Annotated in this window: 19 protein-coding genes; 7 read left to right on the forward strand and 12 right to left on the reverse strand. The window is 61.0% G+C overall.

Features of this window, described 5'->3' with window-relative positions:
• Positions 1-114 precede the first annotated feature (114 nt).
• From V8G57_RS11845 to V8G57_RS11855, 3 genes are read left to right on the forward strand one after another with little or no spacing between them, the layout of a single operon-like run.
• Entirely contained in the window at positions 115-588 is a 474-nt protein-coding gene (locus V8G57_RS11845) for a (2Fe-2S)-binding protein (RefSeq protein WP_342829564.1), read from the forward strand.
• Between the two features lie 10 nt (positions 589-598).
• Positions 599-2,845, forward strand: coding sequence for a xanthine dehydrogenase family protein molybdopterin-binding subunit (locus V8G57_RS11850; RefSeq protein ID WP_342829565.1), 2,247 nt, complete (start codon positions 599-601; stop codon positions 2,843-2,845).
• Positions 2,846-2,854: 9 nt separating this feature from the next.
• Positions 2,855-3,904: an XdhC family protein gene (locus V8G57_RS11855; protein ID WP_342829566.1), complete on the forward strand. Its 1,050-nt coding sequence runs from the start codon at positions 2,855-2,857 to the stop codon at positions 3,902-3,904.
• 24 nt (positions 3,905-3,928) lie between these two features.
• On the opposite strand, the gene V8G57_RS11860 is transcribed toward V8G57_RS11855, so the two are convergent.
• From V8G57_RS11860 to V8G57_RS11890, 7 genes are all read right to left on the reverse strand, one after another.
• Positions 3,929-4,324: a RidA family protein gene (locus V8G57_RS11860; RefSeq protein WP_342829567.1), complete on the reverse strand. Its 396-nt coding sequence runs from the start codon at positions 4,322-4,324 to the stop codon at positions 3,929-3,931.
• Between the two features lie 17 nt (positions 4,325-4,341).
• Positions 4,342-4,536, reverse strand: coding sequence for a hypothetical protein (locus tag V8G57_RS11865; RefSeq protein ID WP_342829569.1), 195 nt, complete (start codon positions 4,534-4,536; stop codon positions 4,342-4,344).
• Between the two features lie 65 nt (positions 4,537-4,601).
• Positions 4,602-4,772: a hypothetical protein gene (locus V8G57_RS11870; protein ID WP_342829570.1), complete on the reverse strand. Its 171-nt coding sequence runs from the start codon at positions 4,770-4,772 to the stop codon at positions 4,602-4,604.
• Positions 4,773-4,777: 5 nt separating this feature from the next.
• Entirely contained in the window at positions 4,778-6,610 is a 1,833-nt protein-coding gene (locus tag V8G57_RS11875) for a carbohydrate-binding protein (RefSeq protein WP_342829571.1), read from the reverse strand.
• 103 nt (positions 6,611-6,713) lie between these two features.
• Complete coding sequence (locus V8G57_RS11880; RefSeq protein ID WP_342829572.1) at positions 6,714-7,964, reverse strand: glycoside hydrolase family 18 protein; 1,251 nt, start codon at positions 7,962-7,964, stop codon at positions 6,714-6,716.
• Positions 7,965-8,417: 453 nt separating this feature from the next.
• Positions 8,418-8,861 (reverse strand): hypothetical protein, encoded by a 444-nt coding sequence (locus V8G57_RS11885; protein ID WP_342829573.1) that lies wholly within the window; start codon positions 8,859-8,861, stop codon positions 8,418-8,420.
• 36 nt (positions 8,862-8,897) lie between these two features.
• Entirely contained in the window at positions 8,898-9,677 is a 780-nt protein-coding gene (locus tag V8G57_RS11890) for a substrate-binding domain-containing protein (RefSeq protein WP_342829574.1), read from the reverse strand.
• Positions 9,678-9,704: 27 nt separating this feature from the next.
• Here V8G57_RS11890 and V8G57_RS11895 point away from each other — a divergent pair, with 27 nt between their 5' ends.
• From V8G57_RS11895 to V8G57_RS11905, 3 genes are all read left to right on the forward strand, one after another.
• On the forward strand, positions 9,705-11,798 hold the full coding sequence (locus tag V8G57_RS11895; RefSeq protein WP_342829575.1) for a putative Ig domain-containing protein: 2,094 nt from the start codon (positions 9,705-9,707) through the stop codon (positions 11,796-11,798).
• A 569-nt stretch (positions 11,799-12,367) separates the two neighbouring features.
• Entirely contained in the window at positions 12,368-12,901 is a 534-nt protein-coding gene (locus V8G57_RS11900; RefSeq protein WP_342829576.1) for a hypothetical protein, read from the forward strand.
• Between the two features lie 652 nt (positions 12,902-13,553).
• Positions 13,554-14,276: a hypothetical protein gene (locus V8G57_RS11905; RefSeq protein WP_342829577.1), complete on the forward strand. Its 723-nt coding sequence runs from the start codon at positions 13,554-13,556 to the stop codon at positions 14,274-14,276.
• Between the two features lie 178 nt (positions 14,277-14,454).
• Here V8G57_RS11905 and V8G57_RS11910 read toward each other — a convergent pair whose 3' ends face one another.
• The 3 genes from V8G57_RS11910 to V8G57_RS11920 all read right to left on the reverse strand — a co-directional run bounded on the left by V8G57_RS11910 (position 14,455) and on the right by V8G57_RS11920 (position 20,203).
• Positions 14,455-17,541: an efflux RND transporter permease subunit gene (locus V8G57_RS11910; RefSeq protein ID WP_342829578.1), complete on the reverse strand. Its 3,087-nt coding sequence runs from the start codon at positions 17,539-17,541 to the stop codon at positions 14,455-14,457.
• The gene (locus tag V8G57_RS11915) at positions 17,538-18,683 is read right to left on the reverse strand and encodes an efflux RND transporter periplasmic adaptor subunit (RefSeq protein WP_342829579.1); all 1,146 of its coding nucleotides are present in this window, start codon (positions 18,681-18,683) and stop codon (positions 17,538-17,540) included. Before V8G57_RS11915 ends, V8G57_RS11910 begins: the two co-directional genes overlap by 4 nt.
• Before the next feature lie 65 nt (positions 18,684-18,748).
• Entirely contained in the window at positions 18,749-20,203 is a 1,455-nt protein-coding gene (locus V8G57_RS11920) for an efflux transporter outer membrane subunit (RefSeq protein ID WP_342829580.1), read from the reverse strand.
• Between the two features lie 168 nt (positions 20,204-20,371).
• Between V8G57_RS11920 and V8G57_RS11925 the strand changes: the two genes are divergently transcribed.
• Complete coding sequence (locus V8G57_RS11925) at positions 20,372-21,001, forward strand: TetR/AcrR family transcriptional regulator (protein WP_342829581.1); 630 nt, start codon at positions 20,372-20,374, stop codon at positions 20,999-21,001.
• Between the two features lie 32 nt (positions 21,002-21,033).
• Here V8G57_RS11925 and V8G57_RS11930 read toward each other — a convergent pair whose 3' ends face one another.
• Positions 21,034-22,227: a glycerophosphodiester phosphodiesterase family protein gene (locus tag V8G57_RS11930; RefSeq protein ID WP_342829582.1), complete on the reverse strand. Its 1,194-nt coding sequence runs from the start codon at positions 22,225-22,227 to the stop codon at positions 21,034-21,036.
• A gap of 290 nt (positions 22,228-22,517) precedes the next feature.
• Entirely contained in the window at positions 22,518-23,549 is a 1,032-nt protein-coding gene (locus V8G57_RS11935) for an MBL fold metallo-hydrolase (RefSeq protein WP_342829583.1), read from the reverse strand.
• Positions 23,550-23,649 lie beyond the last annotated feature (100 nt).

Here is a 23,649-nt window from a genome sequence, read left to right on the forward strand (position 1 = left end):
TAATTTACGCATTGGCCAGCGTGTACGTCCAACGCCGCCGACACTGCCGGCGCAGTGTCTGCCCGCAGTGTCTACCATGTCCTGCCCCACTCACATTACGGAGAACCGCCACCCATGAGCTCGCTCAACGTCAACGGCCGCCAGTACACAATCGACGCCGACCCCGGCACACCCATCCTCTGGGCCTTGCGCGATACGCTAGGCATGACCGGCACCAAGTTCGGTTGCGGCGCCGCGCTGTGCGGCGCCTGCACCGTGCACCTGGACGGCCAGGCTACCCGCTCGTGCATTACCCCTGTCTCCGCTGCGGAAGGCAGAAAGATCACCACCATCGAAGCCGTCACCGATGGCAGCGACCCGGTCGGCGCGGCGGTGCACGCCGCATGGGTCAAGCACGACGTGGCGCAGTGCGGCTACTGCCAGAGCGGCCAGATCATGAGCGCCACCGGTTTCCTCAAATCGCTGCCCCGCGGCAAGCAGCCGACCGCCGCCGAGATCGACTCGGCGATGGCCGGCAACATCTGCCGCTGCGGCACCTACGTCCGCATCCGCGCCGCAGTGGCCGATGCCGCCAAAACCCTCGCCTGAAGGAACTGCCATGCTGCCCAATGTTGATTACAGCGAAATGCCGCGCGCCCTGCAGCATTTGCTGACCCGAGGACATGCTGAAGAGGCTGCCAGGCTTCCGCGCCGCCGGTTCCTGAAGCTGGCCGGTTCTGTCGGCTTGGCGCTCGGCGCCTTTCCCCACCTCGCGATGGGACAAGCTACCGGCAACGGCCAGGCCGGTAGCGCCCTCAAGCCAACCCAGCAGCCGTTAACTTTCGTTCACATCGCCCCTGACGGTGAAGTCACGGTAGTGGTCAACCGGCTGGAATTCGGCCAAGGCGTGCAAACCGGCTTGTCGATGATCCTGGCCGAGGAGCTGGATGCGGACTGGAGCCTGGTCCGCAGCAGGCACGGCTCGAACGATCCCGCCTATGTCGATCCGTTCTTCGGCATCCACATCACCGGCGGCTCCAGTTCGGTCAAGAACAGCTTCGCCCAGTATCGCGAACTCGGCGCCCGCGCCAGGGCCATGCTGCTGGGCGCAGCGGCGGTCCGCTGGAATGTGGATGTGGCTGCCCTGCGCACGGAAGCGGGCTCGGTGTTGGGGCCTGGAGGGCGCAAGCTGGGTTACGGCGAACTGGCCGAAGCCGCAATGGCCCTCCCCGTGCCTGAGAAGGTCACGCTGAAGCACGCCAAGGATTTCCGCATCATCGGCCGCCCCACTGCACGCCTGGACGCGCGCGCCAAGAGCAGCGGACGGCAGCAGTTCGGGATTGACGTCCGCCTGCCGGGCCAGCTGACGGCCGTAGTGGCGCGCCCGCCGGTGTTCGGCGCCCGCCTGGCCTCGCTGGACGACAGTGCGGCGCGCGCCGTCAAAGGCGTGAAAGCCGTGCTGCGCGTGCCGCTGGACCGCGGCGCCGAAGGCGTGGCGGTGATCGCCGACGGTTACTGGCCGGCCAAGCTAGGCCGCGACGCGCTGAAGCTGCAGTGGGACACCGCGGCCGTCGAGAAAGTCGACAGCGCACAGCAGCTGGCCCAGTACCGTGAGCTGGCCGCCCGCCCCGGACCTCGGCATTTCGACGCTGACATGGCGCCCCTGGCGGCGGCGCCGCGGCAGCTGGAAGCGGAATTCGTGTTTCCCTACCTGGCTCACGCAGCCATGGAGCCGCTCAACTGCACCGTCGCGCTTGCCGACGGCCGCGCCGAGATATGGACCGGCTCCCAATGCCCCGGCGTGGACGGCGCCGCAGTCGCACGCGTCCTTGGCATCAAGCCGGAGCAAGTGGCAGTGCACGTAGAGATGGCCGGCGGCGGCTTCGGCCGGCGCTTCTCCAGCGGCAGCGATTTTGTGGTCGAAGCCTGCGAAATCGCCAAGGCGGCCCGGGCAGCCGGCCTCAAGGTTCCAGTGCGCACGCTATGGAGCCGCGAGGACGACATGCGCGGCGGCTACTACCGCCCGATGCACTTGCACCGCGCGCGCATAGGTTTCGACGAACGCGGCAAGGTGCTGGCCTGGGACCATGTCATCGTCGGCCAGTCGATTACCACCGGTTCTGTATTTGAACAGTACCAGGTGAAGAACGGCATCGACGCCACGGCAACCGAGGGCATGCGCGAACCCTACGCGCTGCCGATGCGCCTGACGGTTCATCACCCCAAACTCAACGTACCGGTACTGTGGTGGCGCAGCGTCGGCTCCACCCACACTGCCTTCGTGATGGAAACCTTGATCGACGAGATCGCCCGCAGCACAAGACAGGACCCGGTGGCTTACCGCATGCAGCTGTTCGGCGACAAACATATGCGCCACCGGGCTGCCCTGCAGCTGGCGGTGGACAAGAGCGGATATGGCAAGCAGCCATTGCCGGCCGGGCGCGCCTGGGGGGTGGCGGTGCACGAATCCTTTTCCTCCGTGGTGGCTTACGTGGTGGAAGCGTCGGTGCGGGACGGGCAGCCGGTGTTGCACCGCGTGACCGCCGGCGTGCACTGCAACCTCGCGGTCAATCCGCGCAGCGTTGAAGCGCAGATACAGGGCGCAGCGGTCATGGGGCTGTCGATGTGCCTGCCGGGTTCGGCCATCACGCTCAAGGAAGGCGTGGTCGAACAGAGCAACTTCGGCGACTTCACGGTAGCGCGGATCACCGACATACCGGCCTTGGAGGTCCACATCGTACCAAGCGCCGAACCGCCGACCGGCATGGGCGAGCCGGGCTTGCCGCCGCTGGCTCCGGCATTCGCCAACGCCATTTCCCTGCTGACCGGCAAGCCGCTGCGCCAGCTGCCGTTCAACCTGGCGTAAGCCGGCGCCATGGAAGATCTCGATACCCTGGTCTTGCGCACCGCGCTGGACTGGCAGACGGCGGGCCTGCCCGTGGTGCTGGTCACCGTAGCCCGGACCTGGGGTTCTTCTCCCCGGCCGCCCGGCTCGCTCATGGCTATCAACGGCCGTGGCGAAACCGCCGGTTCGGTATCCGGCGGCTGCATTGAGGACGACCTCATTGTCCGTATCAGGAAAGAAGGGACACAGGCCGTTTGCGCAAGCGGCCTGCCTACCGTGCTGCGTTACGGCATCTCGGCCGACGAAGCGCACCGCTTCGGCCTGCCTTGCGGCGGCACCGTGGAACTGGTGCTGGAGCCGGTATCAGCACTTAGCCGGCTGGACGAACTTTTGCTGGCCTGCGAGCGGCGGCACAGCACCGAACGAGTGCTGGATCTGCAGACCGGCCAAGTGCAACTGCGCGCTGGCAGGCGCGATGGCGTGCCCCGGCTGGACGGCAAGCAGCTGGCCACCTACCTGGGGCCGCAGGCCCGCCTCATCGTCATCGGAGCCGGAGATCTCTCGCGCTACTTGTGCCAGATGGCGCTGAGCCTGGGTTTCGAGGTTGTGGTCTGCGACCCGCGGGAAGAATACCGTGCAAGCTGGCTACTCGATGGCGTGACGGTCAGCCACGAAATGCCGGATGACCTGGTCTTGCAGCTGCAGCCTGATGCGCGCACTGCCGTGGTAGCCCTGACGCACGATCCGAAACTGGATGACTTGGCCCTGATCGATGCGCTGCAGTCGGAGGCCTTTTATGTCGGCGCCATCGGCTCGCGCCGCAACAGCGAGCAGCGTCGCGACCGGCTGCGTACATACTTCGACATCACGGAGCCCGCGCTGCAGGGCCTGCATGGTCCGGCGGGCATGTACATCGGCAGCAAGACGCCGGCCGAGATCGCGCTGTCTATCATGGCTGAGATCGTGGCCGTGAAAAACGGCGTCCTGCTGCCGTCAGCCACGCCCGTCGTGGATGGCAAGTCGCTGTACGAAAGCGCCGGGCGCCAGGCGTCGGCCGCCGTTTCCAGCTGCACCGTATAAGGCCCCTGTTTCTCTAGCTGAGGATCAGCCCGGGATTGTCGCAATCGCATCGATCTCGACCAGCACATCAGGATGAAACAATGCCGCCACGCCGATCAGCGAACTGGCCGGAGGATGCGCCGTATTGACGAAGCGATCGCGCACGGAGCGTATCACCGGAAGTAGCTCAGGCTTGAAATCGCGCACGTAGATTGTCAACCGCGCCACATTGCCAAAACTGCTGCCGGCGGCTATCAGGGTCGCCTCAAGATTGGAAAAAACCTGTTCAAGCTGGATCTCAAGTCCCGGTCCGGCAACGGAACCGTCGGCACGGAGTGGCACGTGGCCGGAAAGCAGCAACAGCTTTCCGGTCTCGACAACCGTCGCTTGCGAAATTCCCGGGATGGTTGCTCCAGGCGGGTTGATTGTGCGGAATGTCATGGGCGGATTTTCTCAGGTTACATGTCAGGCATCTTGAATCCAGCCCCTTCAAGCCGGTGTCCGATGTCTGCAAGTTCTTTCATCGGCAAGGCGACGCCCAGGTCCTTTGCAATCGCCACATAAATATCGTAGGCCGCACGAAAGGAAAGCACCCCGGTTCCCGCCTGATGTTCCAAGATCGAAAGGACATTCGTTAGCAGCATGTGGTCCAAGCTGCCGGTTGTCTCCTGCCTGGTCCGGGCCATGATTTATTCGCCTTTAAGTTGACGATAGGCAATTATGCCAGAAACAGGCCCGCGCTATAAATCCCTGGCAAGCCGGAAGCCAAGGTCGTCGATGGCAAATGTCGGATGGCTGCGGCGACGGCTGGTGGCGAGGCCGCCACGCCCGCCATGACGCCGTCGGCAACCGCTGCGGCCACGCCAGGAGCCATGTACAGCGATTCCATGACGGCTACTGTGAGATTGGCCGCGTCGGCTCCAGCGTGCGGGCGCCGCTCAGCACGCGGTTGGCCTCGCGCGCCAGCCGCAGGTAAAAATCGCTGGACAGGCTTTCACCATCCGCATCCAGCGTGATGAACGGCGGCCGGTTGGTCGACGCCGGCGGCTCGGTCGGGATCAGCGATTTGTCGGGAGCCACCTTGTACATCGCCGTGCCCTCGTCCACTTCATCGAACATGGCGGTGTAGAAGATATTGTTGCCGGCCGATTTGAACTCGTAGAACTGGGTCCACCAGAAACGGCCGCCCTTGCGCGGCAGGTTGCGTCCGCCCGGGAACATGACGGGCATGTAGCGCCGCCCCACCCGCTTGGCCTCGGCCAGGTCCGGCGCGATGACGTCGCGCCGCCAGGCTTGCGCGCCGGCTTCATCGCCATAACGGCCTACGGTCCACGGACTGATGACGTCGAAGCGGCGATACACGTCTGCCCATGCAGGATCCTGCAGCGAATCGTCGCCCATCGTGCGCCAGCGCGAAGGCACGCCGCCGATCACGAAGGCGCGCTGGTTGTCGGGCGCGTTTTTGGTGAACCAGTCGATCAGTTCGTTCGCTTGCGCCGGGGTGGCGTTGTGGCCGGTGAATCCCATGCCCCAGATCGAGATGACCGGACGCCCGCCCTGGTGCAGGTAACGGCTCGACGCCAGCGATCCGTCTGCCGCCAGCGCCGCCCAGTGATCCTTGATGCGCGGGATGATGTTCTCCGATTTTTCTCCCGAGATGTCGTACATCACCGCCCAGGCCCGGCCGTTTGCCTCAGCGCCGGCACGCACGTTGGCCGTCACGCCGTCGCGGAAGCGCCGGTCGGCCGAACCCGGCGCCAGCTCGACCACGAACTCCTGCAGGAAAACGCCGTCCAGGCCATACGCCTTCATCCACTCGAAATGGCGGTTGACCGTGCTGCGGTTCCAGGCGCTGTAGAGCGTTGCGGGGGATCCATCGGGCATGACGAACGCGGTATTGCAACGTTCGCCGGCCGGCACGTCGCGCATGTCGGGCCACATGTCGACGCTGACGTTCTGCGGGTTCGGCGTTGCGCCTGGCGCCCAGTGCCGCCAGCCGTTGCCGGCAGCGCTCAGCGGCGAGCCGTCGCCGTTACAGGCAAACCAGCCTTGGTAACCGAACATGTGCTTGCCGTCTATGGTGCCGGCGTCGACCACTGTCGATGCGTTGCCGATGCTGAACCAGTTGAAGTTGCCGGCCAGGCCGCCGTTGACGACGCTGTCCAGGTGCAGCTGGATCACGTGCTGCCCTGCGCTCAAGGTGATATTGCTGGAAAGCGTTTGCCAGTTCTGCCAGCCTTTGGTATCCGGGATCGTCAGCTGCGGCGTGGCGCTGACGCCGTCTACATTGAAATGGAAAGTGCCGCCCTGTCCCTGGCTGGCGACCCGGACTTGCGCGCTATAGTTGCCGGCGGCCGCCACATTGACCGTGTAGTTGAGCCATTCGCCGGCGGGGGTCCAGCCGACGTCATAGCCAGCGCCGGTATCGGAAGTCGCTTCGATGCCGACGCCTTCCGTCTTGCGGTACTGGCCGCCCTGGTTGGCATTGCCCGGGTTGTAGTAACCGACATTCTGTCCGCCGGTGTCAAAGTCTTCAGCCTGGATCGTTCCCGGCAGCGGCCACGCTTTGCCGCCGTAAGGGGAACCGGCGCTGGCAGCCGCCTTTGCGCTGGCGCCGGCCGTCGCCGAACCGGAGCCGCCGCCGTCGCTGCAGCTGCTCAGGAGACACATGCCGATGAAGACAGGCGTGATGCTTCTTAATAAATATCGGGTGGGAGTAGTTTTCAAGAGGGATTCCAATAGGGTGTTTACTGTGGTCTTGGATTGCTGGCGATTGATGATTGCCGGCCATCGCGCCAGGGTGCTCGATGGCCGGCAATCAAGGCTCCAGCTACAGCCCGAGCGCCGAAATGAACTTGTTGGTGTAGCCCAGCGTGCCCGCTTTGCCATAGTCATTGCAGGTGCCGGACGAGTTGTTGTCGGAGCTCGGCGGAGCGCAATCGCGGTCGCGCGAGAAGGCCCAGAAATGGACGCCGGCCAGTTTCTTCGACAAGGCATAGTTCGACACGGTGACCGCATCGGCCAAAGTGAAGGTCTCGGCGATGCTGTCGTTGCCGCCTATCATCGGCGTCACTTCGATCTGGCTGTACGGCACCTTCCAGTGGTTGTGCAGGCTTTCGGCGGCAGCGATGGTCGATTTGCCCATGTCGCATTTGCCGCTGCTGTTGAGCGTGCACAGCGCCGCATTTTCCTGGCCCGACTCGGCAAAATCCATGGTCATCAGGTTGATCGTGTAGTTTTTCAATCCGTAGTTCTGGATCGCGGTCATCACCTTGACGCCGGTGCCGCCCAGGCTCTGGCTTTCGTTGCCGCCGTCGGTCGCCAGCGTGAAGCTGTAGCGCAGGTTCGGATATGCCGCCTGCGCCGCCGACACCCGCGCCACCAGGTTGTTGATATCGCTTTGGGTCTGGCTGCTTTCTATGTCGAAGTCGATGCCCAGCAGGTTGGCGCTGTAGTAGGTCTTGATGAATTTGGTGAAATTGGCGTCCGACGTGCAGGTAAAGCTGCCGCCGCCACCGCCGGTCGCCACGATGTACTTCTTGCCCGCATTGACGAAGCTGGCCACGTTCGCCTTGGCAAACGCCGCGGCGGAGACGCCGCTCCAGTTTTCGCTGCCGCAGCTGCCGGTGGCGAAGGCCCAGGTCACCGCTTGCAGCTTGGCTGGCATTACCTTCAGCAGGATTTGCGAACTGCCGGTCACGGTAGTGTTGAGCTGGTCGCCGTTATAGTCGCCTGAGTAAAAATAAGGGCTGTAGATGAATCCGGTCGGCGGTGGCGCGGCCGGGCCGCTGCAGGTGGTCGGCTGCCAGTACCAGGTGCTGATGGTCGGGTCGGTGCCGTCGCTGCCGTTGGTGCCGGCATTCACCTCCTTGTAGAAATTGCCGTTGGCCGGAAACTGGACCACGCTGCCGATCGCATAATTGATGCCCGCGGTCCAGGTGGTGTACTGGCAGGTTGCAGCAGGCGTCGCTGCGGCCTGGCTGAACCCGGTTTCCGCTGTTGCAGGCTGCCCGGCGCCGTACGCCGAGAACGCCATGCTTGAAAGACCGATTGCAAGTCCTTGTATCAATTTCGATTTCATTTGATTCTCCTGGATAGATTGGGATGGCTTGCTTGTTGCGAGCGTGGTCTGGGTGCCGTCAATCAATGCGGAAAATTGCCGGCCCCGGTTTTTGTCGCGCTCTGTGATCTATCCTCGATATTTCCACATGGAAACAGTTGTCCGACGACTGTAGGGTGCACAAAATTTGCTGTCAACCTGTATCTTGGTGGTATTACCGTAAAGGCTTTTGCGTCATGTTGCGACGCAATGGATACGGCTGCAGGTCGTTGTTTACAATGGTTTTACCGCAAGTCATCAGACCTGTTGCTTTTGCAAGTGGACTTACTGTTTTTTCAGGGATTTTTAGTAAAAACCAGGAAATTTCATTGAAATTGAAAAAATCCTGGCTTGCGCGCACAAGGAATGTGCGGCAAGACCCGTCTCCCAGCGTGGCGTGTTGAGGCGGGATTGAAGCTGCGTCTACTGTGGAGATTACTGGCCGGCAGGCGCTTGTTGTGCCTTGTTATGCTCGGCCAGCGCTACCGCTTTGTAGTCATAAGAAGGATAGAACTCCGTCCTGTAGCTGCCCCAGGCGGTGTCTTCCAGCACGCGGTTTACCTCGCGCAGGCGGGAAGCCGGCAAACGCAGCGTGATGACTTGCCCGATGCCCATCGTTACATACCAGCTTACTACCTCTATTCCCGGCGGCGGGAACGCTTTGTAAAACCCTTGCCTGGCAAGCTGTGCATTGAGCTCGCCAAGCGGGCGCGACTGGTCGTGCTTCAGGAACACGGTCAGCAATAGCGCATTGTCAGGCGTGGCGGCCGCATTGCCGGCTGCGGGAGCGGCTACCGGTTGCGCATTGGCGCCGCCAACGCAGAAAGCCGCCGACGCCAGCAATACGGATATCAGCAACGTCTTGAATTTTCCTTGCATAAGGTTCTCCATGTGGTTAACCGCGATTCGGTCATTCTAAGGTTTGACCGTTTCCATGCCTCTTTCCTGCAGCACCCGCGCCGTTTCGGGACCTGCCAGCAAATGCAGTAACGCCTGTGCAGCATCCTGTTCCTTGCTGGCGGCGCCGATGGCCGCGGTATAGACGGTGAAATTCTGGATTTCGGCCGGCAATGGCCCAACAAAAACCACGCCTTTCACCGCAAGGATTTCGCTGACCTGCTGGAAACCGAGTGTCGCTTCATTGTTCAGCAGATGATCGCCAACGTAGCCGCCCTGCACTTTTACCGCCTTGCGCTCGATCGCGTCGCCGATTCCCCATTGCTGGAACAGTTTCGCCATGTAGATCCCGCTGGACCCGCCAGCGGCGGGATCGATATAGGCAACCGACCTGGCGTCAAGCAGCGCCCGTTTTAACCCTTCTACGGTACTGATATCCGGCTTCGGCGCGCCTGCCGGCACCATGGCGCCAATGCCCACCCGCGCCAGGTCCACCACGCTGGCGGCGTCCGCTTTCCGGCTGGCGACCAGCCGCGCGACCAGGTCCGGCGTCATGATGGCGACGTCGAACGCTGCGCCGCCCTCGATGCGCCTGGCCACGCCGCCGGCGGTATCGTTTTCCAGGATGATCCGGTGGCCGGTGCTGGCCTCGAATTGCGGCGCCATGGCTGCTACCACTTGTTTGTATGCGCCGGCGGTCAGCACCTTCAGGTCGTCAGCCGATGCGGATGGTGGCAGCCCTGCGCCTAGCGCAATTGCTGCTGCGCCGAAAACGATAGCTTTTCTTATTGCGTTCATACCGGGGCCATAAGAAACATTCTTGAAGTGCAGACACGAAGTTTCTGGAATCATGCCAGCACCTATTTTCTATGCATCAAATCCTTGGGACAATTCCTATGTTTTTATCTGAAACAAATGTGTATTGTTTTCGATTCTGTTGCCGAACAGCCGGCAACTAACCTGCAAAAATACAAAATGAATCGAAATCATCGCTTAAATTGGACCGGCATCACAGGAAACTGCCTGGAAATGCTAACCTCGTCACGACAATTTTTCAAGAAGCTGCATTTGCTTTTGGGCATTGCCGTGCTGGGTTTGCTATATGGCTGCGGCGGCGGTAACTCTAGCCCTGATCTGGGCGCCAACGTCGATCCGCCCGCAGGTCTGGTCTATGCTGTCAGTTCGGCCAGTTATGCACAATATCAAGCAATCACGCCGAACGTTCCGCACAGCAGCGGTGGCAAGGTTGACAGCTATAGCGTGGAGCCGGCCCTGCCGGCCGGCCTGGCGTTAGACCCGATAAGCGGCGTTATTCGCGGCACGCCTGCGCAGGCCGGCCCTGCGGTTATCTATACCGTCACTGGCAGCAATGCGCATGGAGCGGCAACCGCCTATCTGCAAATTGAAGTCACGGCTGCCACTACCGCGCCAACCTTGCTGCACTATGCAGACAATCCGGTTTCCTACCCGGTGAGTACCACCATCAATCCCAACCTGCCCTACACCGAAGGCGGTGCAGTGGCGCAATTCCACAGCACTCCAGCCTTGCCGGGTGGGTTGCAGCTGGATTCCTCGACTGGCGTAATCAGCGGCGCACCCAATACCGTGAAGCCGGCAGCAACCTATGTCATCACCGCCAGCAATGCTGCCGGCGCCGTGTCGAGGGCGCTGACGATCAGCATTGCCGATTCTTTGCAGGCGCCTGGCAGCTTGACTTATCGCCAGCCGGCAGCCATCTATTCGCAAGGTCAAGTCATCGCTCCAAATTTGCCCGTTGCCACTGGAGACGCCATTACCGAGTTCAGCGTCCAGCCGCCGTTGCCGGAGGGGCTGAGCCTGAACACAGATAGCGGGGAAATCAGCGGTACGCCAGCTACCCTGCAGGCGGAGCGAACCTACACCATTACTGGAAGCAATCAGGCTGGCAGCAGCTTGGCAACCATTACCATCGCCGTCGCCATACCAGGTTCATTTGAGCCGGGGACCGGCATGAGCAAGCGTCTCCTCGCCCACACTGCCACCTTGCTGCCAAATGGGAAGATACTTTTCGCGGGCGGAGGATTCGGCACCGACGTCTTTGATACAGCAGAAATTTATGATTCAGGTACCGGTATCTGGACACCCACCGGAAAGCTGAACCGCACTCGTCAATATCACACTGCTACCCCGCTGCCAGACGGCAAGGTACTGGTTGTTGGAGGAGATCCATACAACGTCAACTTTTGGAGAACAGCAGAGATTTATGATCCAAGCACCGGCATCTGGACACTTACTGGAATGACGAATTTTCCACGCATGGGCCATACCGCTACCCTCCTGCCAGATGGCAAAGTACTGATTGTTGGAGGAGAACAAAACAACCCATCTGCGAATACGGCAGAGATTTATGACCCGAGTTCTGGCCAGTGGACGCTCACTGGAACGACGAATCACCCTCGTGCCCGATTTCACGCCGCCACGCTATTGGCCACTGGCAAAGTTCTGGTCACGGGTGGAAATTCTTCTGGAGCCACTGCGGAACTGTATGATCCTGATACTGGAGTCTGGAGGGCAACAGGAAACATGGGCAGTGCTCGCAGCCTCCACGCCATGGTCACGCTTCCAGATGGAAAAGTCCTGCTCGCGGGCGATACCAATGCAGCAGAACTTTATGATCCTGCTTCAGATGTCTGGACACCGACCGGCGTCATGAACTATACCCATCAACGCCCTACCGTGACACCGTTACTTGATGGAAAAATCCTGATCGTTGGCGGATATACGAGAACGGCCGAACTCTATGATCCAAGCACCAATTCCTGGGCACTAAGCGGCGACCTGCATGCCATGCGTGCCGGCGGCCATACCGCCACTCAGCTGCACAACGGCAAGGTACTGATCGCTGGGGATGCTCTTGCGACGGAGCTCTATATCCCGTAATTCGATTTGACTGCAATCCAATTCAGTGAGGCTGACGCCAGCTTAACTTGACGGCGCTACGCATTCTTTAATCATGAAGCCACAGGCTCTGCCTGTGGTTTTTTTTCGACTCGACTTCACCCGCACAGCCACCTTGTAACCAGACTTCAAGGTACTGGCCGCTGGCGAGGGAAAGAGTGTTCTTGCGTCGGAACCCTATATTCCTGGTTGATCATCAGGCCGCCCTCTGTTTTCCGTCAAACAAGTTTTTAGGAAAAATCCTATATTTTTCTTTGGCGCGAATGTGTATCGTTTTAGGTTCTACCGCCGAACAGACACTGGTCAAACGGCACGGAATGAAAATGCATCGGACTCATTACTCAAACCGGAATGACCGGCCTGCAGCCGCGAAGAGCATGCCGACCAAGGCATTCAATTTAATCGCTACGATTGGCAGTACACCTCAAGAAACCAAAGGCAGGACATACGTCCGATCGTTTTGGTGCATATGCGCTGCAGGAACGGATATGGTGGCGCGGCGTCCCGGGCACAAAAAATATGATTACCCAATGATACTTTAAGGAGATGATATGAAACCCATGGCTCTTGCTTCATTCTTTCTTTTTTCTGCCTTTGGATTTTCCTGCAGCGCCAGCGTTGTTGCGGCGGAAGGCGGTGCTGGCAGCAATACATCAGGCACATTAAGCGTGGAGTTTGGAAAGCCCACGCACATGCAGCGCCTCTATTACAAAAAGATGTATGACAAAAAGCCATTTCGCGATGCAATTTTATTTTATTACGACAACGGCTTATACAAAATCATTTCTCCAGGCGAAGATCATTATGGAAGCTACGTAGTGGAAGGCAGCTTCGACGATTCGAGATACACGGTGCATTACATCGCATTTCCCTCGGCCGACTGGAACAACACCAGTGCTTATCATGTGCTGGAATTCGATAATGCGGCGGGTCAGTTTACGCAGCGCGCTATCGTACCCATCGATGGAAAAATTCCGCAGCAACACGGCGATTTTTCGGTGGGAGAAAATAAAGTGATCAATCCTCTTGCGGTTAACTGGGAAAGCGGCAAGAGCTTGATGCCTTCACTTCCCTCTAAGAACTAAGCAGAATATGGTGGTGAGGCTTTAGCTTCGTCGTCCAAGATGGTCAAATGGCTGAGGTGGGCCCTTATTTTTCATAAGGGTTGAGCCTGAACACGGATAGTGAGGAAATCAGCGATACGCCGAATACCCTGCAACGCGGTAAGGCGCACTAGGTAGGGCGTAATAGCGCAGCGTATTACGCCGCATGCGATGCCCAAATGAGAAAACGGCGTCAAATTAATTGGGGCGAATAGCAGCAAGAAAATGCTGTTTATGTTATCAAACGTACGGCGCAATACGCTTCGCTATTGACGCCCTACGCCTTGCCGCGTTTGGTTGCATGCGCCTGCGGTGAGTACGGTCAAACCAGCAGCCGGCGCTACGAGCGGCAGCACGATCACCGTCGCTATCAAACTGGAAACAATCCATTTTTATTCCGCAGACATTGTTTTTCACAATTGATAACAATTATTGTCTGTAATATAATGACAGCGAGAGTTCAGCCTCGCTGATTTACTCGTCAATCAGCTTGTAAATTTTTATCCGCACTGCGGATATCCTTCGCATCGATGTACGCCGCACGTCTCGACAGATGTCCAGCCGCAACGATCGCTCCAGATAAGTTTTGCCAGCCGCACCGCCAGCCAACATCTCACTGCTTTAAGGAAATCCTATGAGAAAACGCTTGCCTCGCCTGTTTCGTACAAGCTCCATTATTGTCGCCGGCTTGCTCGCCGCCCCCGCATCGGCTGCCGACGTCGATCCTGAATTTTCTGCCGCTGAAAACCGCCTCAAAGCCAATAATGCTTTCGATAGCCTGAGCCGCTCCAAGGCAAGGCGCGCTTTCGACGCCCTGCCGCCAGCCGATCGCGAAAGACTGTTGTCGTCGCGAATCAGAAAGGCTGTGCCGGGTGCGGCCAACACCAGGATTTTTCTGCGGGACGAGACGGATGACTGCCGCAACATGCCCAGTTATAGCGAGAATAGCGTCGGCTTCAGAATCGGCGTGACGCCGGACGGCTTGAAATTCAGCGGCGGACCCGGCGAATCGTTGCAGACGCCTTATCCATCCATGCATAAAGACGCAGGCTTTTGCGATTTTTCCCTGCATGGCATGACGCCGGCAGTTCGGCAAAATCCAGACGAATACCGGGGCAATTTGCACGGTGCGAATATCGCGCCTCCTTTTAGAAGCCGCCATTCACCCACGTCTACGCTGGCCGAATCGCTGCGCAACCAGCGATATGCCAATGAACAGCAACGGTTATCGGCAAACCCGCCGCCGATGCCGGTCACCACGGATACTTATCGCGAAGGCCGCTCAAGCCGGACTCCCCATTTGCCAGGCAGGGTTATCGTTACCACGCCTGGCGGCGGCCTCAGATTCAAGCCGTAGCAGGTACGGCGTACCCGGTAGGTGTAATGGCGAAGCGTATTACGCCATTACACCTTACGCCTTATCGCGTTGTTATTTGTCTCAGTTTATTTGATATCGCTTGTTTTTGTGAGGCATCACATGCGGCGTAATACGCTTCGCTATTACGCCCTACGCCTCGCCACATTGCACGGCCGGATCAAAGCACACTTCCTCCAACGGCCTCCTTGAGCGGGGCTTCTTTTTTCCCGGAAAACAGTTTCTTCAGCCAATGCTCGAACTCGTCGACATAGGTAAACACCACCGGCACCACCAGCAAGCTCAGGGCGGTCGAGGTCAGCAGGCCGCCGATGACGGCCACCGCCATCGGCTGCCGGAAGCTGGAGTCGGCGCCGAAGCCTAGGGCGATCGGCGCCATGCCGGCGATCATGGCGACGGTGGTCATCACAATCGGCCGCGCCCGCTTATGGCAGGCGTCTATCAATGCCTCGAACACCGACAGGCCGCGGTCGCGCTTGCCGACGATGGCGTATTCGACCAGCAATATCGAGTTCTTGGTCACGATCCCCATCAGCATCACCAGCCCGATCATCGACGGGATGTCCAGCTCGCTGCGCGCCATCAGCAGCGCCAGGAAAGCGCCGCCGAGCGACAACGGAATCGCCGACAGGATGGTGACCGGCTGCAGGAAATCGCGGAACAGCAGCACCAGCACGCAGAACACGCACAGCACACCGATGACGATCGCCATCATGAACCCGGCGCCCAGCTCCGCCGCGATTTCCGCATCGCCGGTCTGGATCAGCTGCACGCTGGACGGCATCTGCTTGACCGCCGGCAGCGCTTTCGCCGCCGCCAGCGCTTCGCCCAGGGGCATGCCGCCGAGATCGGCGCTGACCGTGACGTAGCGCCGGCGGTCGTATCGTTCGATTTTCGACGGCCCGCTCTCCACCGACAGGCTTGCCACCGAAGAAAGAGGCACCAGGCCGTTACGGCCCAGCACATGCAGGTTGGCAAACGTGGTCACGTTCTGGCGATCGACGTCCGGCACGCTGACATTGATATCGACCTGCCGGTTGTCGAGATTCAGCTTGGCCAGGTTTGCCGAAAAATCGCCAGCCGTGGCGATCCGCACCACCTGGCCGATGGCGGCGGTCGACACGCCCAGTTCGCTGGCGCGCTGCAGGTCGGGCCGCACGATGATTTCCGGGCGCTCCAGGCTGGCGGTGGAACTGATGTTGGCCAAGCTGCCGACGCCGCGCAGCTGCCGCTCCATCGCCTGGGCCGTCGCCTTCAGCGCATTTTCATTGTCGCCGGCAAGGATCAGCTGCATTTTCTCGCCAGGGCCGCCCGCACCCACCGTGAAGCGGGCGCCGGGCACATTCAGCAAGGCGCGCCGCACCGCTTTCTCGATTTCGGTCTGGCGCGGACGTTTGGCGCGATCGGCCAGCGACAGCGTCAGCGATCCGTTGCGCACTTCGCCGGCCTGCAGCTGTCCGCCGCCGACCACCTGCGACACGCCTACCGTGGTAAAGATAGCGTCGATGCCGCCCACGCTGCCCAGCGCGGTGCGCGCCCGTTCGGCTACCGCCAGCGTATTCTGCAATGAGCTGCCGGGCGGCAGTTCGACGTTGACTGTCGTATACCCGCGGTCGGCCGGCGGCATCAAACCGGTCGAGATGAAGGGAATCAGGGCCACTGAACCGACAAAAAACAGCGTCGCCGCCAGCATCGTGGTCTTGCGGTGCGCCATGCACCAGCGCACCGCATGCAGGTACCAGCGCATGATCCGGCCATCCTGCTGTTCAACCGCAGGCTTGGATTTCAACAGGTAGGCGGCCATCATCGGCGTCAGGATGCGCGCCACCAGCAACGAGGTAAGGACAGCGATCACCGCGGTCCAGCCGAACTGCTTGAAGAACATGCCCGCAATGCCGCTCATCATGGCCGTCGGCAGGAACACCACGACCAAGGCCATGGTGGTGGCCATCACGGCCAGCGCGATCTCGGTGACCGCGTCGCCGGCCGCCTGCAGGATCGGTTTGCCCATATGCGCATGGCGCTCGATATTCTCGATTTCGACAATTGCATCGTCCACCAGGATGCCGACGATCACCGCCAGCGCCAGCAAGGTCAGGGTATTCAGGGAAAACCCGAACCACGCCATGGCGGCAAAGGCAGGCAGGATCGACAAGGGCAGCGCCGAGGCCGCGACCAGGGTCGCGCGCCAGTCGCGCAAAAAGAACCACACCACCAGCACCGCCAGGATCGAGCCTTCGTACAGCATGTCCATCGAGCCTTCGTACTGCTCCTTGGTGTAGCCGACCGTTCCCGAAATCCGCGTGAATTTCAGCGTGCGGTTGCCGGCTTGCAGCTTTTCCAGCGCCGCGCCGACGTTTTTGGCGATCACGGTTTCGTCGTAGCCCTTGGCGCGGAATACCTTGAAGCCGACCACCGGCTTGCCGTCCAACAAGGCAATCTGGGCGCGCTCGGCGTTGGCGTCGCTGATGGTGGCGATCTGGTCCAGCCTGAGTTTGCGCCCGTTGGCCAGCGTTATCGGGAACGCGGCCAGCTCTGAAGCCTGGTGCACCGTAGCGATCACGCGCGCAGATTGTTCTTCCTGGCCGAACTGCCCGCGGCCGCCCGACGATTCCTGCTGCATGTTGCGCAGCGCCTGCGAGACATCGACAGCGGTCACGCCCTGCGCCGCCATGCGCACCGGATCGACGGCGACGCGCACCTGGCGCGTCAGGCCGCCCACCCGGTCTATGCGACCGATGCCCGGCACTGCCAGGATCGCCTTGCCGACGGTGTCGTCGACAAACCAGGACAGCGCTTCTTCGCTCATGTCGGCGGCGATGGCGTACACCAGCACCGCATCGCCGCCGACGGTGACGGCGCTGACGGTCGGCTGCTGCAGGTCGGTCGGCAACTGCGAGCGTACGCTGTCGACTGAATTCTTGGTGTCGATCAGGGCGTCCGAGAGATTTTTCTCAAGGACGAATTCGACCGTGATCTGCACCTGGCCGTCGGTGATCGAGGTGCGCAGGTGCTTGAGCCCGTTCATGGTCGCCAGCGCGTCTTCCACCTTGCGCGCCACTTCGGTTTCCAGCTGCGCCGGCGCCGCGCCGGGCTGGGTCAGCGTGACATTGATGGTGGGCAGGTCGATATCCGGCAAGTTTTGAATAGGCAGCTTATGGAAACCCATGATGCCGGCGACGGTCAGCAAGGCAAACAGCAGGATCGCCGGGATCGGGTTGCGAATGGACCAGGTGGCGAAATTCATTTGGCCTCCTTGGCTGCCGGCGCAGCGGCGGCATCCGCGGCGCTGCTTGCTACCCGCACGGTATCGCCTTCATTGAGGAAACCGGCGCCGAGAACGACAACCTGATCCGATGGCGCCACGCCCTTCACGATTTCGATGTCGGTGCCCTGCCGGCGCCCGGTGACAACCGCCAGCCGCTCCACTTTATTGCTGCCGTCGTCCTTGAACTTGAGCACATAGGTATGGCCGTCGCGGATGGCGATGCTCTGCGCCGGCACCACCAGCGCCTGCTTCGGATTGAGTGCGATCGCGCCGTTGGCGTACATGCCGGCCCGCACCTGCTGGCCGTCGGCGATATCGGCATACACCAGCCCCAGCCGCGAGCTGCTGTCCAGCGACGGTGCGGTTTGCCGGACCACGGCAGACGCCGTGCCGCCGCCGGGCAGCGCCAGCGCCACCTGCTGGCTGGCCGCAATCCGCGCCAGCTGCTCCGCCGTCACTTCGCCGCGCCACTCCAGGCGCCCTTTCAAGATCATCCTGAACAGTTCCTGCCCGGTCGATACTACCGAACCGGCGGTGGCGGAGCGTGAGCTGATGACGCCGTCGTCGGGCGCGATCACATCGGTATAACGCAGCTGCAGCTGCTTGAACGCAAGCTGCGCGCGCGCCGTCTTCGCCAGCGTGGTCGACTGCAGCACGTCCTGGTCGCTGATGCCGCCGCTGCCCTGCAGCGAAATGGCCCGTTTGGCGTTGGCTTCGGCCTGGTCGTAAGCGGCCACCAGTTGCGCTTCTTCGGCGCGCAGCAGGTCGGGATTGAGGCGCGCCAGAACCTGGCCCTTCTTGACATGGTCGCCGACATTGACCCGCACCTGGTCCAGCTGGTAGCCGCCGATCTGGCTGCCTATGATCGCTTCCTGCCAGGGTGCGACGGCGCCGGACGCAGTCAGGGTCTCGGCCCAGCTTGCCTGGGATGGCCGGGCGATCGTCACTGTCAGCGCCGGCGTGGTCTGGGTCGGCTTGGCTTCAGCCTTGCCCGATTTCACCAGCATGGTTACGCCGGCGGCGACCGCTGCCACGGCAAATACAAGGGCGACGGCGATGGCGACGCCCTTGCGCCGCGGGGAGGATTTGACGGGTGCTACCATTGGTTCGGACGCATTCATGGCTGGGTTTCCTGGTGTATTGCTATCGTATGGTTGTAATGGCGCTGGTGCGGACATGCACCGTGCTAGCCCGGGTTATCGATTTGCCCGGTCGCCTGCATCAGGCTGATCCAGGCCTGGCCCTGGTCGCGCTTGGCGGCAATGAAATTCTCTTCGGCGGTCTGGCGCTGGCGCCGGATGTCTTCCAGCTCGAACATGCTGATGGCGCCGGCCCGCCACTGCGCCTGGCTGGCGCGGAAACTGAGCTGGGCGGCGTCTACCGCATCCTGCGACGATTTCACCCGTTCTTCGGCCGAAGTCTGGAACGCCAGCGCATCTTCGACGTTCTGGACCACGGTACGTAAAGTCGACTGCAATGTGGCGGCAGCTTCCCGGTAGCGTCCGGTGGCGGCATCGACATTGGCCGCGCCGGCGCCGCCGTCGAATAAAGGAACGCTCAATCCCGGCCCGGCCGACCAGCTGGTGAAATTGACCGAATTGCCGACGGCGCGCAGCCAATTCCCCGACAGCATCGCGCTAAGGCTGATGGTCGGCAGCCGCTGCGCGCGCGCCACTCCGATATCCGACCAGGCCGCAGCCAGCAAGCGCTCGGCGGATACCAGGCTTGGATGGTCGCGCAGCACCGTCGCCGGCAGCTCCGGCTGCATGGCCGGCGGGGTCGGCATGACATGCGCGACATCGTCCAGGATCGCGCTGCTTTCCTGCGGATCGGCATTGCTTGCCGTTGGCAGCAGCAAGCGGCGCACCGCTGCCGCCGGCTGTCCGGTCAGCGCCACCAGCGCATCGACGCTGCGCGTGCATTGTTCCTGCTGGCTGATGCGCGCGGTGCGGGCGTTAGCCAGGTTGGTCAGCGCGCTGAATTCCGCCGAAGGCGCGATATAACCGACGGCGCGCCGCTTGCGGGTAAGGGTCAGCTCGGTTTCGCGCGAAGCGATGTCAGCATCGCGCACCTGCAGCGAATAGGCGCAGGCGCGCAGCGAAAGACTGGTATTGGCGACTTGCGCCGCCAGCGACAGGCGGGCGCCCTGGGCATCGGCCGTGCGCGCATCGAGGCGCCGTTGCGCCGCCGAGACCGATTCCCTGATGCGTCCCCAAAGGTCGATCTCCCAGCTGAAATCGGCGCCGACCGAGGATGAGCTCTCCAGCATGGTAGTGGAACTGCCGCCCAGCGTGTTCTGGGTCTGCGCGCGCGTGGCGCTGGCGTTGCCGTTCACCGCAGGCAGGCGCTGTGCATTGGCGACGCCGGCCGCGGCCTTGGCCTGGTCTACCCTGGCCGCAGCCTGGGCCAGGGTCGGATTATCGGCAAACGCCGAGGACACCAGGCTGTCGATGGCGGGATCCCCCAACTGGGTCCACCACTGCCCATTCGCGGCCACTGCGCTGCGTTTGCCGGGATGCGGATTGTTTTCCCAATCGGCCGGGACCGGCTGCTTGGGCGGTGAATAGGCGGGCTGGGTTGCGCACGCGCTCAGGAGCAAGGCAACTGCTGCGGCGGCGGCAAAGGTTCTCATTTTTGGCATATCCGTTTCAATCCATTCCTGCTTTACCTGGAGCCCGATGGGTTTTGTCCGACTGACATTATTTAATAGATCGAGCATTCTATCTATTATAAGCAGGAATCAGCCGCCGTCAATTTATGTTAGATTGATCGCTCTATTTTGTATCTTTTTTGGTTTTTAGGAGGCCGCATGCGCAAAATCGACCCGGTAAAACACGAGCAAAAGCGGCGCGACATCCTCGAAGCCGCGGGCCGTTGCTTTGCCAAGGACGGGTTCCGCGGCGCCAGCATTTCCAGCATCTGCTCCGAAGCGAAAATCAGCGCCGGCCACCTGTATCACTATTTCGCCAGCAAGGAAGCGATCATCGAGGCCATGGCCGCGACCGGCCTCGAACATGCGGAAGCGCGTTTCAATCACTTGATGAAAAGCGACAATCCGATCGAAGGCCTGATAGCCGAAATCGAGCAAGCCAACACCCAGAGCTGCTCCGCGCAGCAGCATCAGATCGACATGCGCGCAAAAAAACAGCTGCATGTGGACATGCTGGCCGAAGCCGGCCGCAATCCCGCCATGGCCGAAATCGTCAACCAGCATTCCACGAAAATACGCGGAATGCTGGCCACCCTGCTGGAAACAGCCCAGAAACGCGGGCAGATCGACCAGACCCTGGATCCAGACCTGGCCGCCGCCATTCTGCTGAGCGCCATGGAAGGCGTCGGCAACATGACGATGCGCGATCCCGAGCTCGACATGAAAAAGAAGCTGGACATGCTGAGCACGCTGATCAAGCGATTCCTGACACCGGGCTCAGGTAAATAAAAATAGAGCCCGGGTTTAAGTCATCGATCTTGTTACCTGGCTTGCTTCACCGCCAGCCATTCGTTCAGCGCCGCCCTGGCAGTCGGGGTGAAGTCGGTGAACACGCCATCCACGCCCAGCTCGAAATACGCCTTGTACTCCGCCTTCGGGTCACCGTTATAGGTGCGCGTCAAGCGCGCCGGCTCATCGCGGTAGGTGAACGGATGCACGAACAGGCCTAGCCGGTGGGCGTCGGTGACCAGGCTGGTCGGCGCCATGTTGGAGGCGTCCGACAGCTTCTTCACCGCATTGCCGGCGGCGTCCACGCCTTGCGGCGGCAGTATGTACAGTTTCCATGGACCGATGCCGTCGGCATAGGTCTTGACTTCAGCCAGGCCTTCCGGCGTCGCCATCGCCGCGAAGGTGCGCGGATCGCCCTTTTGCAGCCAGGAGAAAGGCTTGGCGGTGTCCGGCGAACCGTAAGTCATGACGCCGGTCTTGAAGTCGGTGCCGTCGCCGTCCATCAGCTGCACCACCTTGGTCTTGAGGCCGAGGCGGCGCATCAGCTTCAAGCTCTCCGGTTCGAACGATTGCACGAAAACCGGGGAATCATGGGTGTTCCAGCCTTCCTTATCCAGCATCGCGAGCAGCTTTTCTTCCAGCGGCACGCCCAGCGCGCGCTGGTAGATCGGATTCTTGGTTTCCGGATAGATCGTCAAGGTGCTGCGGGGATTGGCGGCGCGCGTGGCTTTGGCGAGGTCGATGACTTCCTGGAATGTCGCCATCGGGTACATGCCGTCGTACTGGTGGCTGCGGACCGCGATCGGCTGCTTGACGCGCAAGGTCTTCAGTTCGGCCGCCGTGAAATCGCTGATATACCAGTCCGGCGCCACGGCCACGCCGTCGACCGTGCGCGATTTCTTGCGCGACGCAAATTCAGGGTGGCTGGCGACATCGGTGGTGTCGCTCAGGAACGGGTTGTGGCAGACGAACAGCACGCCGTCGCTGGACGACATCAAGTCCATCTCCAGCGAATCGGTGCCGGCGGCGATCGCCGCCTGGTAACCGGCGATGATTTCTTCCGGATACAGGCCGGCCAGCCCGCGGTGGCCGATGACCAGCGGCGGATTGCCGTCGAGCGTCTTGAGGCCGGGGTAATGCGCGGCGGCGCCGGACGTCGGCTGGCTGGCGCAGCCCGCAGCCAGGGCGGCTGCGGCAAACAATGAAGCTGTCAGTACGTATTTCATAGGGCTCCTGCAGGTTGTTCAGGGAAAGTGTCTGGAACGGCACAGCGACTATTACACAATGTCTGCGCGTTGCAAGATATATGTCTGGTTGGGACACAACTTTGCCTGGAAATGCGAGCAAGATCCATACCCATGCTGGTAGCGTGAAATGATTGTCTGGAGGAATGTTTAGCCGACAAGCTGATTTAATTTTTCATATAAATCAGCCTGTTATTGCATATATTTAATTTATTACTTTAAATATTTTACTTTTAATATCTTGCTTTAACTTCGATGATGTTCGACCTTGGTCAGGCCACCTGCTCCCGCCACCAGCGCCGTCCCTCTTGCGGCTCGGCAAGGCTGAGCAGTTCGCCCATCTGCGGCGTGCTGACCGCCACTCCTTGCCGTTCGGCCAGCGCAATGATGCGTTCGAACGGGTCTTGCCAGACATGCAAGGCAAGGTCAAAAGTACCGTTATGCACCGGCAGCAACTGCTTGCCGCCCAGGTCCAGGTGGGCCTGCAGGGTCTGTTCCGGCTGCATGTGCACATCCGGCCAGTCAACGCCGTAGGCGCCGGTTTCTATCATGGTCAGGTCGAACGGGCCGTAGCGGTCGCCGATTTCCTTGAAGCCGCCGAAATAGCCGCTGTCGCCGCTGAAAAACAGCCGCAGGTCGTCATCCAGAATTACCCAGGAAGCCCACAAGGTGCGGTTGCCGTCACTCAGGCCGCGCCCTGAAAAGTGGCGCGCGGGCGTGGCCACCAGCTGCAGGCCGCTTACCATGGTGCTTTGCCACCAGTCCAGCTGCTGTATCTTTTCTGCCGGCACGCCCCATTTGACCAGCGTATCCCCTACCCCCAGCGGCGTCAGGAAATGCTCTACCTTGCCGGCCAGCTGCAGGATAGCGTCATAGTCCAGGTGATCGTAATGGTCATGCGACAGGATCACGCCCTTGATCGGTGGCAGCTCGGCGATGCCGAGCGGCGGCTGGTGGAAGCGCTTGGGGCCGATCCACTGGAACGGCGAGGCGCGCTCGGAAAACACCGGATCGGTCAGCCAGAATTCGCCGCGCAGCTTGAGCAGCATGGTGGAATGCCCCAGGCGAAACAGTGAGCGGTCCGGCGCCGCCAGCAGCTGCTCGCGGCTGAGCGCCTGCACCGGAATGGGCCTGGCCGGCACCGTGCCGGGCGGCTTGTGGAAGGCAAACCGCCAAATGATCTGCAAGGTCTTCCACAAGCCGTTCTTGTGCCTGGGAAGCTGGTTGCGGAATTTGCCGTCGCGCCGCTGCGAGGGCCTGGGGAGAATATGCGTATCGAGTGCTGTGAGCGTTTCGCTTGCCATGCCGTTTATCCTGTTGCCACTGTGGTTGGTTGACGATCCCCTGCAATGGCAAGGAATATTTACACTACACAGTGTAGTTTAAACAGGAAAAAAGTAAACT

Origin of the sequence: Collimonas rhizosphaerae (assembly GCF_038896935.1) — a bacterium.
Lineage (GTDB): Bacteria > Pseudomonadota > Gammaproteobacteria > Burkholderiales > Burkholderiaceae_D > Collimonas > Collimonas rhizosphaerae.